The organism is Candidatus Deferrimicrobiaceae bacterium, assembly GCA_036504035.1.
Classification (GTDB): Bacteria; Desulfobacterota; Deferrimicrobia; order Deferrimicrobiales; family Deferrimicrobiaceae; genus JANXPS01.
The window spans coordinates 502,586-517,608 of sequence record DASXVV010000009.1; the positions used below are offsets into that span (position 1 = coordinate 502,586).

Genomic DNA, 15,023 nt, shown 5'->3' on the forward strand with positions numbered 1-15,023 from the left:
TCCTACTTTTTCATCGGGTGATGCGGTTCCATCTTGAAAAGCACGATCGGAAGCGTCCGCTCCTGGCCGTCGTTGCGCACGACCAGCGTCACCGTATCCCCCGCTTTTTTCAAAGTGATCGGGTAGACGACGTCGAACATCTCCTTGACCGGCTTCCCGTCGATCGAGAATATCCGGTCGCCCTTGCGCACGCCCGCCTTCTCGGCCGGGGAGCCCGGCACGACCCCGTCGACGACAACCTCGCCTTCCTTCGTCTCCGAGAGCCGCGCCCCGATGCGCATCCGGCGCCCTTCATAGCTTTCGTAGGCGACGAACCACACGAAATCCGAAGGGAGCAGCGGGATCTGCGGCAGGTCGACGTCCATCGTCTGGCCTGCGCTCTTGTCCTCGGGCGGCCCGATCTCCTCGGGCAGGATGATCGCGTAGGACATCGGCATCCGGCGGATGACTTTCTTGGGAAGGCCGAACCCGTATTTGACGTGCCATCCCCCCGTGATCGTCACGATCCGCTTGCCTTCGCCGCGCGAACTGCGCAGGTAGCCGACGACCCGCTCGGCCATCGTCTCCTCCCAGAGCATCTGCGTGCGGAGGAAAGCGTCGAGATGACCGGCGGAAGAATCCCCGTGCCCCCCGAACAGGCTCTCGAGCACGCTCTTCTGGATCGGATCGGGCTCCGACAGCGCCGGCAACAGCGTCTTGAGCGCAGGCGCCAGGTTATCGAGGCCGGACTTGCTGACCTCGGTCTCGAGCGCGCGCGACGGGTTCAGTGCGATGAGGTCGATCCTGTTCTCCCGGGCGAAGTTCAGGATCTCGCGGTAATAGGCGAAGTCGTAGCTCCATCCCTCGTTGCCGAACCACTTGACCGCCCGGAGGAACGCGGTCTCGTCGGCATATTCGCCGCGCACCCATTTGTCGAGCGCCGCCTGCTGCGGCCCCCGGAACATCTCCATGCCGATGGCGATCTTGCCCGGATACCGGTTGAACAGGTCGCGGATGACGAGCAGCTCGACGCGCTGGGCGTTGTAGTTGTCGTGCGTCTCGCCGACGCAGATCAGCCGGGCTGACGAGGCCATGGTCATCGCCGCTTCCATCGTCAGCTTGGTGCCGGTCGGGATGTGGTATATGTCTTCGGATTTCGGCGGCTCGGCCAGCGCGTAAGGCAGGTCGGAGCCGGGGCTGAACGCGGCCGACTTTTTCGTCGCGGAGCAACCCGCGGCCAGCAACGTCGCGGAAAGGAGGCAGAACGCCATTCGCATCTTCATCATTGCCCTCGAATCACCTCTTCCGGAATTATCCGCCCGATTATATCGCGCGCCGGGCACCATTCTTGCGGATTATCCGACCAGGGGCCATTTTATCCAGGAGGGATTACATTCATGAAAAATTGGGCGGAACAGATTCCGAAAGCGAAATCGCTCGACATGCTCCACGACCTGCTCGTCGAAGCCGCCACCACCGGCGCGCGGCTCGATCCGGTTTCCGACGTGGCCGAATGCCGGGTCGACCTGGGGACCCTTCCCAGCTTCGGAGGCTTCCGGCCCGAAGGCGGTATCATTCCTGCGCTCAGCTGGGACATGCGTTGTGTCCTTGCCGGCGATTCGCTCGCCAACCTGCGCATCGTCTCGCGCAAGATGTGGGGCGAGCGGCGCACGGCCTGACCTTGGCAGAACGACTTTGATGAAGAAAAAGGCCCCCGGCGCGATGCCGGGGGCCTTTTGCTTTTGTACGGGATCCGATGCGCCTAGAACCGGCACCCGATCCCGACGGTCGTGGTAAACCCGTCCAGCTTGGCATCGGCGGTTCCGCCCGGAAGGTTGAAGGACGCCTTGTCCCACAGATATCGGAATTCGAGCCCCATGAAAACGGTCTGGGACAGGTCCGCTGTGCCGCCCGCCACCAGGTGGAATCCGAACGAGGTGTCCGAAGCCGAGCCGGAAGCGCTCCCGACGCCGGCAATCGCGGCATTGTATTTCAACTCGTTGAAATACGCCCCCATCCCGGCCCCACCGTAGAGCTCGACGGAATCGAGCGGCAGCACGGCCTTGACCGTGACCGTAACGGGAATGGCGGAAATCTTGACGTTGCCGGAAGCGAACGGATCGGATCCGTTGAAATCGGTCTTGAAATAGCCGACGCCGACTTCGCCGATCAGGTTCCGGTTGAAATAATGTCCGATTGCCGCCTCTCCGTCGAATCCGGTCTTGAAACCGTCCAGGTCGTGGGACTGCGGAGAATAGAACCCACCCCGGATCGCGGCGTAATTCGGTATTTCGGCAGATACCGGCCCGACCAGAACCGAGAGGCAGGCGACGGACAGAATCACGATCAATCTGCTCTTGTTCATGTGTCCTCCATGGGGTTCGGAATGCGGTTCATCCGCCGATGAGGGGGCGGGTCTTGATCTTGCGGATCTCCTTCTCGTCGGACCACTCGAGGATGCCCGTCTTCAGGTTCTTGAGGTTCATCGTGAACTTGTAGTAAACGTCGGTCACGCGCCCGCCCTGCTGCCGGATCTCGGACAGGTTGGAGGTCAGCAGATATTCGGCGCCGGCTTGCATCCCGCCGGGGACCGCTTTTTTCGGGTCGACGAGCCCGCTTTCCTGCTGCGCGGCGAATTCTTCCATCGCCTCCTGGTCGGTCGTGCGGTCGATGAACCGGAACTTGCCCGACTTGATGAGCTTCGCGCGGATCGAGTCGGTGATCGACTCGGTGTCGATGTGCTGCAGCGTCTTGTTCTTGACCCGCGTGACCGAAAGAACCGGGCGGCGCCCGCTCGTGATCTCGACCACCGGCGGGAAGGTGAGGAGCGAATCGACCATCCCCTCGGCCACTTGCTGCAGGTCGGACGCGCCGAAGTCGGTCGAGAGGTTCTGGTGCGCGTTGGGGTCGCCGTAGCGGATGTCCGGGGACGCGGCGCACCCCGCAAGCAGTACGGCGGCGAAGAGGGCCGCCACCCCCGGAATCAAGATGCGGAATATCCTGGTCATCGTCGGCTCCTTCTCTATTGGTCGCGGCGGATCTTGAGCATGAACTCGATCGCGGCAGGGTTGGGCGCCACCCCCTGGATCTGGCGCGTTTCCTTCCCGTAGAGCGTCAGCGGCTTCCACGTCCCGGAATCGGGATTGATCTCGAAGCCCTTGGCATCGATCCAGACGAACTTGTACTGGAGCGGAAGCGTCGACCCGGTCTGCGAGACGATCGTGACGCCCGCCTGGAGAATGTCGCCCGCCTGGGCCACCCGCGTGTCGGTCACGACGATGTCGCGCCCGAGCGAAGTATTGTTGACGACGACCCGCTTGTAGATCGGGATCTCGGCCTCCTGCTCCTGCTTCAGCGCCCCCTGCCCCACGACCCCGGATGACTGGCATCCGGGAGCAGCCGCGAGGAGCAGCCCCATCGACAGGATCGGCAAGCCTCGCATAATCCATTTCGCTCCGCGTCGATCGTTTCCCATCGTTTCCTCCTGGGGGGATTAGTCCCCTTGTCGATATCGTATTACCGGACCGGTTCCACGGCAACCGGCGCTGACGCGTTTCCGCCCAAAACCGCGGTTTTCACGTGCTTCACGCTCCCGGTGCCCGCCACGTGGAGCAGGGTGATCCCGCCGCGACGGATCTCGACCTCAACCTTTTCGGACGCCTCGTCGCCGCGACGGAGCGCGAGGACGTGACGGCCCGCAGGCAGCTGAATGCGCAGCACCTGGGCATCCCGGGGAAGGCTGACCCAGCTTCGGAGGTCGGCGTTCTCGCTCAGGATGTTCCAGAGATCGACTGCCAGCTCCGCGACCGCGGCCGCATCCCGGCCGGACCGCCCCGCCGCCTTCGCGGCCAGTGCCTTCCCTCCGGTCCGGATCAGGTGGCGGATGACGATCCCGGGGATCTTCTCCTTCAGGGCGCTCACCGCCATCGCGTCGATGTAGGCGATCGGCTCCGTACTCCAGGTGACGACGTTGGGGCGGGCGACGAAGAGCGGAGCGGGCGGCGCCCAGTCGTAGCGGTAGATCGGGAAGGCGATGGCGCCGATCCCGCCGCCCGGCAAAGGAACGGGGAACTTGACCTCCTCCTTCGGCGGCACGAACCCGTCCTCGTAGAAAACGACCAGGTCGCCGGAGTCGGGATCGCCGCTCCGGAATGTCGCCCCTTCGGGGATCCGGAACCGGAACCGCATCTCGTCGGAATCGTCCTGCATCCCGAGCGATTCGGCGAGCCGAAGCGCATCGAGCTGGAGGGTGCGGTTGGTGGGAAAGATCTCGAGCGCTTTTCTGTAGTCGATATACGCGTCGTTGGGTTGCCCCATCGCCTCGTAGACGACGCCCGAAAGGTAAAAGGTGTAGGCGTTCTGGAAAGAGTTCCGGACCCGGGCGGCGGCATCGTCCATCCCGGAGAAGCCCGACTCGAGCCCGCGGATCCGCCCGGTGCCGACCCGATTTTCGTTCGCGGCCCGCTCGGCCGTGTCGATGTCGGCCGCGTGGCGACGAGCGGCCTCTTCCTGCTCGGCGTTGGCGAGCCGCACCTCGACGCCCGCCCCTTCGAGATCCCCCGCGAAAAGGTAATCGAGCGCCTGGAAATGGTGGAGCAGCACGCGCTCGTACCCGTCGGGCTCGTAGCGCCGGGCGTTGTCGTTGAGCAGCCACGACGCCACCTCGCTTCCGGCGGTCCCGGCGCTCAGGACCGCGCGGTCGTCGCCGGCGCGGATCGAGTCGATCGCTTTCTCGAAGTCGCTCCGGCTGGCGGCGATATCGCCCTGGATCATCGACAGGCGCCCCCGTTCCATCCGATAGAGCGTCCCGTTGCCGCCCTTGACTTCGGAACGAAGCGCCTTTCCCGTGTCGACCGGGTTCCCCGCGGAAACCGCGGCGAGATAGGGCGCGATCCGGCGGGGATAGGCGGTGAACATCGTGGAGCCGGCGCAGCCGGACAAAAGAAGCAGCGGCGCCAGCACCCAGGATAAGAAGGCCCGGTTCATCGACTCGGCAATCCCCCGCGTTCCTATTTTCCGATCCATGCCGAGAGCCAGCCCTGCTTCCAGGCCAGGAGGACGGCGGCCGCGAGGAGCGCGAGAACGATCATGAGATAGGGCCAGCGGCGCTTCTTCTCGGCGAACGGATCGATCAGCGACCGCTCCGAATTTTCGGGAAGCCTCGCGACGGCGGTCAGCGAGGCGCCGAAGGGGATGTTGATCCGGGCGCGCGCGTTGACGGCCCAGCCGTTGGCATCGAGGATGGGGCCGAGGTTGCGTTGCCGCAGCTTGAGCCAGGCCATGAACATCGAAGGACCGGAGATCAGCAGCGCCACGCCCGCGATCACCAGCGGGAGCTGCCACCAGGCGAGTTTGAACAATCCGCCCACGACGGATGCGAGCATGGTCCCGATCGCCCCGATCGCCAGGCCGATCGCAGCGAAGATGCCGGCGAACTTGCCCACGTCGAACGGCACGGGAGAAGCGGCCGGGGACGCACCGGCCGGGGGAGCCGCAAGCGCCTTCGCGCCGTGGTCCATGACCCCCTTGGCCGCCTGCTCCTCGCCGGCCTTCTGGCGCGCCGCCGCGACCTTGTTGAGCTGCTCGCTCACCATCCGCGCGATCCGCTTGTAGGGTGCGAGGAACGCCTGTCGGATGCTGATCGGGTGCTCGACGATCCGGACGATCGTCGCGTCCCAGTCCTGTCCCGCCCGGTCGTAGAAGACGCCGTTGCGGCCGACCAGCAGCTGGTCGGAATCTCCGGCCGTGAACGCCGCGGCGATCGTCATCTTCTCGACGGCGCCGCGTCGCCTGCAGTCGCAGTAGACGAGGCAGACACTGCTGAGCGTGGCAATGGCGGCGTGCTTCCCGACGTCGGCGACCGGCACGCACAGTTCGCAGCTGCGCCCGTCGAGATAGAGCGTCCCCGCCTGGAACGACGCTTTCCCCTTGCGGGTGTAGAACTCCGTGAACGAGGTGAAGTTGTTGACGAGTGCGTGCAGGTCCCGCGTGTAGCGGAGCATCCGTTCGACCAGGGCGATGGCGTCGACCTCGGGCTGGACCGCCTTGTCCCGCTCGACCAGATCGCCCAGCGCCTGCCGGCAGTCCATCGCCAGGATCTCCTGAAGCCGGGCCGGCTCGATCCTTTCGACGGCCGTCTCCGGCCACGCGGCGAGCCACGCCTCGTATTTCGAGAAGGCGACGCACAGGACGCCCCACCCGGCGTCGGTCAGTACCGCGGAGGTCCCCAACACGGGCGCCGCGACCGCTTCGGCGAAACGGGCGAGATGAGCGGACCAGGCCGGGTTCAGCGCCCCGTCCAGGGGCAGCGGCTTGCCGGGCCCGGGAACCGCCAGCGGCAGCCTTGCGAGCGATTCGCTGTCCCCGTGCAGGTCCTGGAGCGCCAGCTTGAGGTATTCGTCGTCGGATGGCGACAAGAGCACGGCGGCGCGCGCGTCGTAGGACGCAAGGCGGCAACGGTGGAAGTAATCCTCGATCTTGCCCTTCACCCCTTTGAACATCTCATGGCGCGCGGCGGTGTCGTCCCCGAACGCCAGGATACCGGGATCGGCGGCCGCGGCCGAACGCCAGCCGGCAAGCGCCTGCGCCTCGTCGAAGAAACGCGCGATCGTCTCGGCGGTCATGCCCGGCTCGCCCCCCCGGTCAAGCTCCGGCGGATAGCACGCGATGATCTCGTCGGCCACGGCGCGGAGCGCCGGATCGGACACCGTCCCGGCGGGCACCACGCCGTCGCCGTTGAACGATCCCTGGGCGAAGATGCGCGCGGTGTCGCACACGTCGTCGAGCGTGATCTCCGTCGCCTCGGGCTTGCCCAGGTTCGAGAGCACGAGCCTTGCGCCCGCGAGCACCGCCTTGCCCTCGTCCGTGGCGTCGTCGATGGCGGACAGCGGGATCCGGTCCTGTCGCTTGAGCAGGATTTCCGGGTCCCGCAGCACGCTTCCCGCGAACCGGACCGCCTCGAGCACCTCGGGAACCCGGATATGGCCGTCGCCGTCGTTGTCGACGAAGGCCAGCGTTGCCTTGTCGAACTCGATTCCCGCGACCGGGCACGAGAGCGCCACCCACAGCTTCTGGTCGAGCGTGCCCAGCGCCATCATGTCTGCCCCGGTGTCCAGCATGACCTGGTCGAAACCGCCGGCGCGGAAGAAACGCCACCGATGGGACGGGTTACGGGAGGTCGGGAGGTTGATGATCGGGCACATCGGGATGAGCTCCTGAGGGAATTGCGCTGCGATTGCGCGGTTGTTTATTCCCCGCATTACACCACAAATCGCAGCCCGGGGCGCACCCGGTCCGTTTCGGATTGAAATCGTCTCCTGCGGGGCGGATATTGGAGTTGACGCGAGAAAGGCAGCCCTTTGACGAGCAATGAGACCGATCAGGCTCCGCTGGCCGAAATAGAAACCGACGGTTTCGTCCTCCGGCTGCGCCTGGCAGAAGACGGGATGGCCTGCCGCGCCTGGCTCGCACCCGGTCCGGTGCCGGGTCCCGGCCCCACGCCGGACGAGCTTCTCGCGCTGCTGGCCGAATCGGGGGTTGCCGAGGGCATCGACCACGATGCCCTTGTTGCCGTGAGCGCTTGCGATCCGGCGGCATTCCCCCCCGAAGGCATCGAGATTGCCCGCGGAACCCCGCCCTCTCCCCCGCACGACAGCTACGTCGACCTTTCCGTCCGCCCCGATACCGGCATCGCCCACTACATTGAAAGCGCCGACGGCACCATCGATTTCCGCGACCGCTCCGACTACGATCTCGTCGAGGCCGGCCAGGAGATCGGCGTCTTCCACCCACCCCGGGTCGGGCATCCCGGCCTGACCGTCACCGGCCGCACCATTCCCGTGGAGAGTCCCTCGTCCACGAGCATCGCCTTCGGCGCGGGCGTGAAGCTCGACCGCGAGAGCAACCGGATCGCGGCAACGACCGCAGGCCGCGTGCTGTTCGTCGCCAATGCCCTTTCCGTCGAGGAGGAGTACGTCGTCCGTGGCGACGTCGATTTCTCGGTGGGCAACATCCGGAATCCAGGCTTCGTCGTCGTATCCGGCGACGTATGGGACAATTTTTCGGTCACCGGCGGAAAGGGGATCAAGATCGGCGGCATCGTCGGCGCCGCCACGCTCAGGTCGAACGGAGACATCACCGTGACGGGCGTCACGGGAAAGGGGAAGGGTCGGATCGTCTGCGGCGGGAACCTCCACGCCCGCTTCCTGAGCGAAGTCGAGGTCGAATGCCGGGGCGACGTGATCGTCGAGACCGAGATCCGGGCCGCAACCGTGCACGCGGGCGGCATGATCCTCATGCCGAACGGCGTCATCGCTTCGGGGGAGTGCATCGCCGGGCGCGGCATCGAGGTCAAGACCGCCGGCTCCATCATGGGGGTGACGACCATCCTTTCGGCAGGAATCGATTATCGGGTCCATCGGAAGGTCGATGCCCTCAAGGAAAAGATCCGCCGGCTCGAGCGGGAGATCGCCGCACTCGAGGCCTCCGTGGGCGTGGACCCGCCTGAGGAAACCGCCCTCATTGCGATGCCGCCGTCGCAACGGGAATCGCTCGAGAAGCAGTTCGGCAAGCTCGCGACGCTTTCGGCCGAGGCCGCCCAGGCACGCGACGAGATCTCCCGGTCCAATACCGAGAGCGACCCGTCTTCCAACGCCATGGTCAATATCCGCGGCAATATTTACGAGGGCACGGTCGTCCACCTGTGGCACGCCGATATCCGGATCGCCGAGGAACAACGGGGCCCGGTCTCAATCATCGAAAACACGCTTGACGGCACGCTCCGGTTCCTGCCGCTCCACCCGCTCAAGAAGAACGCGCGCGAGATCGAGGCGGCTCTCCTTGAGGTACCGGCCGCCGATGCAACGCCTTCGTAGCGGGCGACCGTCCCGCTTCGTCAGGCCCCGTCGTGCCAAGTCGCCTCGACGATCTTCTCGAGGCGGATCACTTCGGTCGCAAGCTGCTCCGACCGCTTCCCGGTCGCGCACGAAAGGTTCCAGAGCGCGAGCAGTTCCTTGTCCCGGCCCGACGGCCGTTCGATGCGGGACAGCGCGTTGTTCCAGAAGCGCCCCTCGTTCGCCATCGCCAGCCACGAATTCGCGCTGATCGAATCGACTCCCTCGGCAAACAGCGCGCCGACGACCGACGGGGTGCCGAGACTGAACACGTGGACCGGCTTGCCCTCCCCCTCTTCCAGCACCGCCTCGACGATCGACAGCACGTTCGCGACGTCGTCGGCCCGCGTCGAGAGCCCGCCGATCGCCAGCCCCGCGAAATCGCGTCCCCGGTAAGCCCGGGCGCACTGCCGGTAACTTTGCCGGTCCCAGCCCTGGACGCAGGCATAGAGCGGCAGGTCCTGCCGCTTCTTCGCCCTGGCCGCCCAGAGGGCGCAGGCGATGGTCAGGTCCTGGCGGCGGGACGCCTCGATCGGATCGAGTCCGAAGGAAATCGGGAAGTCGAAGCTGAACGCAACGTCCGCGTACCGTTCCTGGGTCGCCAGGACCTGTTCCGGCGTCAGCGATTTCTTGGTGGAGGGGAAATGGATCTCGCCGATGTCGCCCCGCCGTGACGCCATCGCGCCGTAGGAAAGCAGCACGGAGCTGCCCGAGGTGACCATGACGGGCAGCGCGGGCATCACAGCCCTGGGGTGTTCGCACGCCGCGTGACCGACGATCACCGCGCTCGCCACGGAATCGATGGCCTTCTGCAGCCGGGCATCGAGGCCGCCCCGCGTGCCCAGCCTGGACACGGGGACGAATGCGGGAAATGCGATCTTGCCCTTGCGCGTCTCGAGTGTTTTCACCTTCGCCTCCGCGTCAATATTCTACTTGATGCAGGTCAATGGCGGGCGATCCGGATTCGTGCCATTCTTCAGACTAGAAAGGGAGGGACAAGGATGCGCGCGCCCCGTGGCCTGATACCGATCGTGCTTATGCTCCTCACGCTCGCCGCCGCCCCGCTCCTCGGGGACGACGACCCCCGCATCGAACCTTTCGGCGGTATCCGGTGGAACGACCGGATACAGGATGTGCTGGCCAGGATGGAAGGGTTTTCCGACGGGCGTAAGGCGGAGGTCTCCCTCGTATTCCACGACCGCGTCTCGCCGGTTCCCTTCGGGTCCCGGGCGCTCCCCCCCGGCCGCGGGCCGGCGCTGGAGGAGGCGATCTCCGCCATCACGCGTGACTATCTCGACCGGATCGAGACGACCCGAAAGGGAGGAGACGACCGGCTCTACCGGGCCTTCAACCTCCACGTGCTCGGCATGCTCTTCGACAAATCCGGGGTGCGGAAGGGTTTCCTCGACGCGGAGATCCGGCTGACCGTGCGGCAGGTGATGCTTTCGGGCGTCCCCTTCGAGATGACGGCGGTGTTCCAGGCCAACCCCGGCGCGGGCCTGACCGAACGGTACGTGATCCCTGCGTCCGGCACGAAGTACGTCCTGCCGGTGGTCCTCACGCAGGTGACGCTGACGGCGAAGTCGGCCGCGGCGCGCCGGAAGTACCCGGAGATCGAGGCGTCGCTCGCCCGACGGTATGAACGCTTCCGGTCATGCACGGTCGACGGCGGCACGCCGGGACGATGCGACGCGCGCCCGGTCTCGATCGCATGGACGATCGACGGGGATGACGCGGTCTCGATCCGATACAACGCCGAGAAGTACTGGGAAGCCGGGCTGGAAGCGGTCTACAAGGAGCATCTGGCGACCGTCGAGGGGCGCAGCAAGCGGTGCCATGGCCGACGCGCGGTCGACGCGTGAAGGATCGGCCCGGCTACAATTGCCTGGCGGCTACGATACCGGCGAACGTGAAGAGAAGGCAGGCCCCCGTACTTGCCAGGATGTTCCCCAGCGCCTGGAGGAGCTGCGCCTCCTCGATCAGCCGGAAGGTCTCGTAGCTGAAGGTCGAGAAGGTCGTCAGCCCGCCCAGGAAGCCGATGGTCAGCCCGACGCGGAGCTCCTGCGAGATCAGCGGGCTTCGCAGCCCGTATTCCATCAGGAAGCCGATCAGGAACGCACCGGCGACGTTGACGACGAAGGTGCCGTACGGGAGCCCGGGCCCGACAAGATCGCAGACCCAGCCCGACAGGAAATAACGGGCGAGACATCCCAGCGCCCCGAACAGGGCGATGAAGAGGACGATCGTCATCGGGGCGGTCTGGCTATTCTCCCTCGTGATGGCCGCCGCAGCAGCCGCCCTCGTTCTCTTCGTCGTCCTCGCACCCGCAGCCGCAGCCGTCGTCTTCCAGCGGAATCGACGAGAAATGGCCCCCGACGATCCGGGGAGCGCCCGTAAGCGTCACCCAAATCGTGGCGCGGATGGTCAGCGTGCCGTACCCTTCCTCTTCTTCCTCGCCGGGACGCGCCTTGAGCTGCTGGTACCCGTGGATGACGGCGCAATCGCCGAACGTGTCGCACCGGAGCATGTCGAACGACATCTCGCCGGTGGAATCGGTGACGGACTCGAGCATCGCGTTATAGGTCTCGCCGTTCAGGAGGTCGCCCGAAAAATCCTCGAAGATCGCGAACCGGGGGTCGTCGGTCGCCAGGAACCTGCGCATCGCCTCGGGGCTGCGTTCGTTGTAGGCACGGGAATAGCCGTTCAGGAACTCGGTCGGATCAAACGCCATCGGTTCATTTCTCCTTTTTGTTGCGCATCGTGTGCGGAATTAATCCTCTCATTATACAGGACCGGGGAGCCAGGCGGCCAGCGAACCGGCATGGGCTGCGATCAGCCGAAGCAGGTAGAGCCCCGCGGCGGCCATCACGGCCGCGGCGAGATCGTCGAGCAGGATCCCCCACGGACCCTTCATCCCGCGGTCGATCCAGCCGACGGGCGGCGGCTTGACGGCGTCGAACACGCGGAACAGGAGAAACCCCCACGCGGCAGCCGGAAGCAGCCCCGCCGGGGGGACAAACAGGAGGATCGTGAGCAGGTAACCGGCGACCTCGTCGAGCACGAAATGCCGCGGGTCGTCTGAACGCCAATAGGCGATCGCCCACGGTGCGAGGCGGAGCGAGGCGATGCAAGCCAGGAGGAAGCAGGCGAGGAGAAGAGGCCGGACCAGCGTCGGAGGCGCGAGAAAGGCGATCGACAGGTGGATCAGCACCCCGGGCAGCGTGCCGAAGGTGCCGGGCGCCCGCGGGGAGAGCCCCGTCCAGAGGCCGGTCGAGAGGGCCAGCCGGAAGCGATCGCCGGCCGCCGGTGCCGCTCCATGCCGTTCGTTCGCTTGCAGGCGGGAAGACATCCGATATTTATACAACAGCGACCGCGATCAGTGGGTGAACGATAGCCCCACGAGGAACGGCTCGTTCTCCGAGACCTGGCCGCTTTCGGAGAGGATCGTGGGCCGCTTGCCGAAGACCGAGTCGCGAAGCGTGCGGACCACCCGGGCCACACCCTCGGCCTGCGGCTGCTCGCGGTCTTTTCGGGAGAAGGCGTGGCGCAATTCCCCGACCACCCCCAGCAGCCCGACGAGCGAAAATCCCTCCTTGTCGGTCACCTGCGCTGCGGGCACGCGCCTGTCGAGCGAGACGGCGGGACCCGCGGACGATGTGCGGGCGACGGTCGGGCGCATCGCGAGGAGGTCGGCCGCCTCGGGCATCGGCCGGATCGCCGCTTCGGCCTGCGCCGGCAGTCGATATTCCGGATTGATTCGGACCGGACCGCGTTCCTGCCCTTCCCCCGCCAGGCAGGAAGAAGCCGCCGGCACGCCAGTGATCAGCACCAGGACCAGGATCGTCGCCCATCGCCCGAAATCGTTCATCGCCCGTTCCTTTCCCCGCGTCTCCCGGCGTGGACCGGTTTTTCACGCGAAGACTGATACAATCGGCATGCCATAACGATATCCGCCTGATATCACTGGCATACGTTCGAATATACTCCCGGCGGAACGCGGTGGGAAATCACCATTTCTTCCGCATCGGGCATCTCCGTTACATTCCTTGGATCAAGCCCACCGGAACAGCTTCAGCGCCAGGAGGAAGGAGCCGAGGCTCCAGGCGCCGAGCACCAGCAATTGCGGCGAGAGCGTCGCAAGCGTCGCCCCATCCGTCATGACGGCCCGGAGGGCGTCGACCAGCGCCGTCAGCGGCATGGCGCGCAGCAGCGGCTGGACGGAATCCGGAAAGCGGGACGTGGAGAAAAAGACGCCCGAGAGGACGAACGACGGCATCGTGACGAGGTTGATGAGCCCCATGACCACGCTGTTGGTTTGCGCCCGGGAGGCGATCAGGGTGCCGATGCCCGCGAAAGCGAGGGCGCCCGAGAAGGAGACCGCCGCCAGGGCGGCCACCGATCCGGCCGTCGATACGCCGAACATCCAACCGGCCAGCAGGAGCAGCGGGACCGTTTCCACCGGGACGAAGGCCAGGCGGGAAAGGATCTGGGCAAGCAGGAAGTCGCTTTTCCGCATCGGCGTCGTCAACTGCAGCTTGAGCAGCTTGCGGATGCGCATCTCGACGATGACCCAGCCGATGCCCCATACGCCCCCGCCCATCAGGTTCATGCCCAGGAGCCCCGGAATGAGGAAATCGATGTAGCGCGAGCCGCGCTCGGTCATCGGCCGGTCCGATGCCGCCACAGGATCGCGGCGGCCCGCCGCGCGCTGAAGCGCGCCGTCGACGACGCTGCGCGCCAGGGCGCTTTCGGGCCGCGTCGGGTCGAACCGGTAAACGACCGGGTTCCCCGGGAGGACGGCGACCGCCGCGCTTCCCGATCGAAGCCGCCGCCCGGCCTCGCCCTCCGGAAGCAGCGTCGCCCGCACGCCCCGGTCGGCGGAAAGCGCCGAAAGGATGCGTTCCGCGCCTGCACCTTGAACGATGGCAACCCGGACCGGTTCGGCGCCGTTGCTCCCCCGGAAGGCAACCCCGAGCGCGACCGCGAGCAGCGCCGGGAACACGAATGTCCAGAAGATGCCTTCGGGCTGGCGGAGGCTCTCGCGCCAGCGGGCCAGCACCATGTTGCCCAGTGCGCTACGCATCCCGGAGCTCCCGACCGGTCAGCGACATGTAGACATCCTCGAGCGTCGCGCGACGGATCGTCAGATGCTCGACGGAAAAGCCGTCCGCCCGGGCAGCCTCGAACAGCCCGCCGGCCGTGGCGGACCCCGCCGACGAGGCGATTCGGATCAGCGCCCCGTTGCGCCGGACCGCGCGAACCGCGGGCAGCGACGCCAGGACGGCATCGTCCGGAGAGGCGCCCGACAGCTCGAACTCGACGACCTGCTCCCCACCAAGCGAAGCGATCAGCGCCGCGGGCGTCCCGAGGGCGATCACCTTCCCGTGGTCGACCACGGCTACCCGGTCGCAGAGCCGCTCGGCTTCCTCCATATAATGCGTGGAGACCAGGATCGCCCGCCCCCGGTCGCGGTGGGCAAGCACCAGGTCGCCGATCATCAGACGCGCCTGCGGGTCGAGTCCCGTGGTCGGCTCGTCGAGCACCAGAAGCTCCGGGTCGCCGGCGAGCGCACAGGCGAGCGCCAGCCGCTGCCGCTGCCCGCCGGAAAGACGGCTGGTCCAGGCCCCCGATTTTTCGGTGAGACCGACGCGTTCGATGAGCACCGCCGGATCGGGCCCTTTCGGGTAGAAGCTGCGGAACTGCACGACCACCTCCCGGACGGTCAGCCGCTCCGGGAAACGCGCCTCCTGGAGGGCGACGCCCATCTTTTCCCGGATGTCGCGGCCGTTCCGGCTCCACGACTTTCCGAAGACGCGCACCTCGCCGGTAGTCGGCGTGATCAGCCCGGCGATCGTCTCGATCGTGGTGGTCTTCCCGGCGCCGTTGGGCCCCAGCATCCCGAAGCATTCTCCCGCCGCAACCGACAGATCGAGACCGTCGACCGCCACGACGCGGCCGTACCGCTTGACGAGCCCGCGAACCTCGACGACCGAATCCATATCCCCCACCGCGATCCCTTCACCTCCCGCGACAAAAACGAGGGACGGCTCGCGAAAGCCCGTCCCTCGTGCATTTTACTCCGACTTGGCCGCGGTTGGGTCAGAAGGCGTCCATCGATCCGTCTTCGAAGGGAAGGGCCGGTTTTCCAGCATA

At 66.3% G+C, this 15,023-nt stretch carries 16 protein-coding genes; 3 read left to right on the top strand and 13 right to left on the bottom strand.

Translation table 11 applies throughout. From position 1 onward, the window contains the following. Positions 1 to 2 precede the first annotated feature (2 nt). Positions 3 to 1,265, bottom strand: a complete 1,263-nt coding sequence (locus VGK27_08025) for a ChaN family lipoprotein (GenBank protein ID HEY3490053.1) — start codon at positions 1,263 to 1,265, stop codon at positions 3 to 5. A 111-nt stretch (positions 1,266 to 1,376) separates the two neighbouring features. Between VGK27_08025 and VGK27_08030 the strand changes: the two genes are divergently transcribed. Continuing rightward, positions 1,377 to 1,658 (top strand): hypothetical protein, encoded by a 282-nt coding sequence (locus tag VGK27_08030; GenBank protein HEY3490054.1) that lies wholly within the window; start codon positions 1,377 to 1,379, stop codon positions 1,656 to 1,658. Positions 1,659 to 1,741: 83 nt separating this feature from the next. On the opposite strand, the gene VGK27_08035 is transcribed toward VGK27_08030, so the two are convergent. From VGK27_08035 to VGK27_08055, 5 genes are all read right to left on the bottom strand, one after another. After that, the gene (locus VGK27_08035) at positions 1,742 to 2,344 is read right to left on the bottom strand and encodes an outer membrane beta-barrel protein (protein ID HEY3490055.1); all 603 of its coding nucleotides are present in this window, start codon (positions 2,342 to 2,344) and stop codon (positions 1,742 to 1,744) included. A gap of 28 nt (positions 2,345 to 2,372) precedes the next feature. After that, positions 2,373 to 2,987, bottom strand: coding sequence for a penicillin-binding protein activator LpoB (lpoB, locus tag VGK27_08040; protein ID HEY3490056.1), 615 nt, complete (start codon positions 2,985 to 2,987; stop codon positions 2,373 to 2,375). A gap of 14 nt (positions 2,988 to 3,001) precedes the next feature. Then, positions 3,002 to 3,421, bottom strand: a complete 420-nt coding sequence (locus VGK27_08045; protein ID HEY3490057.1) for a YcfL family protein — start codon at positions 3,419 to 3,421, stop codon at positions 3,002 to 3,004. A gap of 74 nt (positions 3,422 to 3,495) precedes the next feature. Beyond that, a complete protein-coding gene (locus tag VGK27_08050; protein HEY3490058.1) occupies positions 3,496 to 5,004 on the bottom strand; it encodes a hypothetical protein in 1,509 nt (502 codons plus the stop codon). Then, a complete protein-coding gene (locus VGK27_08055) occupies positions 4,989 to 7,181 on the bottom strand; it encodes a hypothetical protein (protein HEY3490059.1) in 2,193 nt (730 codons plus the stop codon). Before VGK27_08055 ends, VGK27_08050 begins: the two co-directional genes overlap by 16 nt. Positions 7,182 to 7,337: 156 nt before the next feature. On the opposite strand from VGK27_08055, the gene VGK27_08060 reads away from it, so the two are divergent. Next, positions 7,338 to 8,852 carry a FapA family protein gene (locus VGK27_08060; GenBank protein ID HEY3490060.1) on the top strand — a complete coding sequence of 505 codons (1,515 nt, stop codon included), beginning with the start codon at positions 7,338 to 7,340 and terminating at the stop codon, positions 8,850 to 8,852. Positions 8,853 to 8,872: 20 nt separating this feature from the next. Here the strand turns inward: VGK27_08060 and VGK27_08065 are convergent, their stop codons facing one another. After that, positions 8,873 to 9,778: a hypothetical protein gene (locus tag VGK27_08065; GenBank protein ID HEY3490061.1), complete on the bottom strand. Its 906-nt coding sequence runs from the start codon at positions 9,776 to 9,778 to the stop codon at positions 8,873 to 8,875. Between the two features lie 93 nt (positions 9,779 to 9,871). On the opposite strand from VGK27_08065, the gene VGK27_08070 reads away from it, so the two are divergent. Beyond that, a complete protein-coding gene (locus tag VGK27_08070; protein ID HEY3490062.1) occupies positions 9,872 to 10,732 on the top strand; it encodes a hypothetical protein in 861 nt (286 codons plus the stop codon). Positions 10,733 to 10,745: 13 nt separating this feature from the next. On the opposite strand, the gene crcB is transcribed toward VGK27_08070, so the two are convergent. The 6 genes from crcB to VGK27_08100 all read right to left on the bottom strand — a co-directional run bounded on the left by crcB (position 10,746) and on the right by VGK27_08100 (position 14,869). Then, a complete protein-coding gene (gene crcB, locus VGK27_08075; protein HEY3490063.1) occupies positions 10,746 to 11,120 on the bottom strand; it encodes a fluoride efflux transporter CrcB in 375 nt (124 codons plus the stop codon). A gap of 13 nt (positions 11,121 to 11,133) precedes the next feature. After that, complete coding sequence (locus VGK27_08080; protein ID HEY3490064.1) at positions 11,134 to 11,601, bottom strand: hypothetical protein; 468 nt, start codon at positions 11,599 to 11,601, stop codon at positions 11,134 to 11,136. 51 nt (positions 11,602 to 11,652) lie between these two features. Next, on the bottom strand, positions 11,653 to 12,219 hold the full coding sequence (locus tag VGK27_08085) for a phosphatidylglycerophosphatase A (protein HEY3490065.1): 567 nt from the start codon (positions 12,217 to 12,219) through the stop codon (positions 11,653 to 11,655). Positions 12,220 to 12,246: 27 nt separating this feature from the next. After that, positions 12,247 to 12,738: a hypothetical protein gene (locus tag VGK27_08090; GenBank protein HEY3490066.1), complete on the bottom strand. Its 492-nt coding sequence runs from the start codon at positions 12,736 to 12,738 to the stop codon at positions 12,247 to 12,249. A 183-nt stretch (positions 12,739 to 12,921) separates the two neighbouring features. Then, the gene (locus VGK27_08095; GenBank protein ID HEY3490067.1) at positions 12,922 to 13,953 is read right to left on the bottom strand and encodes an ABC transporter permease; all 1,032 of its coding nucleotides are present in this window, start codon (positions 13,951 to 13,953) and stop codon (positions 12,922 to 12,924) included. Further along, the gene (locus tag VGK27_08100) at positions 13,946 to 14,869 is read right to left on the bottom strand and encodes an ABC transporter ATP-binding protein (protein ID HEY3490068.1); all 924 of its coding nucleotides are present in this window, start codon (positions 14,867 to 14,869) and stop codon (positions 13,946 to 13,948) included. Before VGK27_08100 ends, VGK27_08095 begins: the two co-directional genes overlap by 8 nt. Between the last annotated feature and the right edge of the window lie 154 nt (positions 14,870 to 15,023).

Bases quoted from the DNA above. Each gene is read 5' to 3' on its own strand.
- VGK27_08055 (HEY3490059.1), bottom strand. From the start codon at position 7,181: ATGTGCCCGATCATCAACCTCCCGACCTCCCGTAACCCGTCCCATCGG.
- VGK27_08090 (HEY3490066.1), bottom strand. From the start codon at position 12,738: ATGAACGATTTCGGGCGATGGGCGACGATCCTGGTCCTGGTGCTGATC.
- VGK27_08095 (HEY3490067.1), bottom strand. From the start codon at position 13,953: ATGCGTAGCGCACTGGGCAACATGGTGCTGGCCCGCTGGCGCGAGAGC.
- VGK27_08025 (HEY3490053.1), bottom strand. From the start codon at position 1,265: ATGATGAAGATGCGAATGGCGTTCTGCCTCCTTTCCGCGACGTTGCTG.
- VGK27_08080 (HEY3490064.1), bottom strand. From the start codon at position 11,601: ATGGCGTTTGATCCGACCGAGTTCCTGAACGGCTATTCCCGTGCCTAC.
- VGK27_08100 (HEY3490068.1), bottom strand. From the start codon at position 14,869: ATGGATTCGGTCGTCGAGGTTCGCGGGCTCGTCAAGCGGTACGGCCGC.
- VGK27_08050 (HEY3490058.1), bottom strand. From the start codon at position 5,004: ATGGATCGGAAAATAGGAACGCGGGGGATTGCCGAGTCGATGAACCGG.
- crcB (HEY3490063.1), bottom strand. From the start codon at position 11,120: ATGACGATCGTCCTCTTCATCGCCCTGTTCGGGGCGCTGGGATGTCTC.
- VGK27_08070 (HEY3490062.1), top strand. From the start codon at position 9,872: ATGCGCGCGCCCCGTGGCCTGATACCGATCGTGCTTATGCTCCTCACG.
- VGK27_08085 (HEY3490065.1), bottom strand. From the start codon at position 12,219: ATGTCTTCCCGCCTGCAAGCGAACGAACGGCATGGAGCGGCACCGGCG.
- VGK27_08030 (HEY3490054.1), top strand. From the start codon at position 1,377: ATGAAAAATTGGGCGGAACAGATTCCGAAAGCGAAATCGCTCGACATG.
- VGK27_08035 (HEY3490055.1), bottom strand. From the start codon at position 2,344: ATGAACAAGAGCAGATTGATCGTGATTCTGTCCGTCGCCTGCCTCTCG.
- lpoB (HEY3490056.1), bottom strand. From the start codon at position 2,987: ATGACCAGGATATTCCGCATCTTGATTCCGGGGGTGGCGGCCCTCTTC.
- VGK27_08045 (HEY3490057.1), bottom strand. From the start codon at position 3,421: ATGCGAGGCTTGCCGATCCTGTCGATGGGGCTGCTCCTCGCGGCTGCT.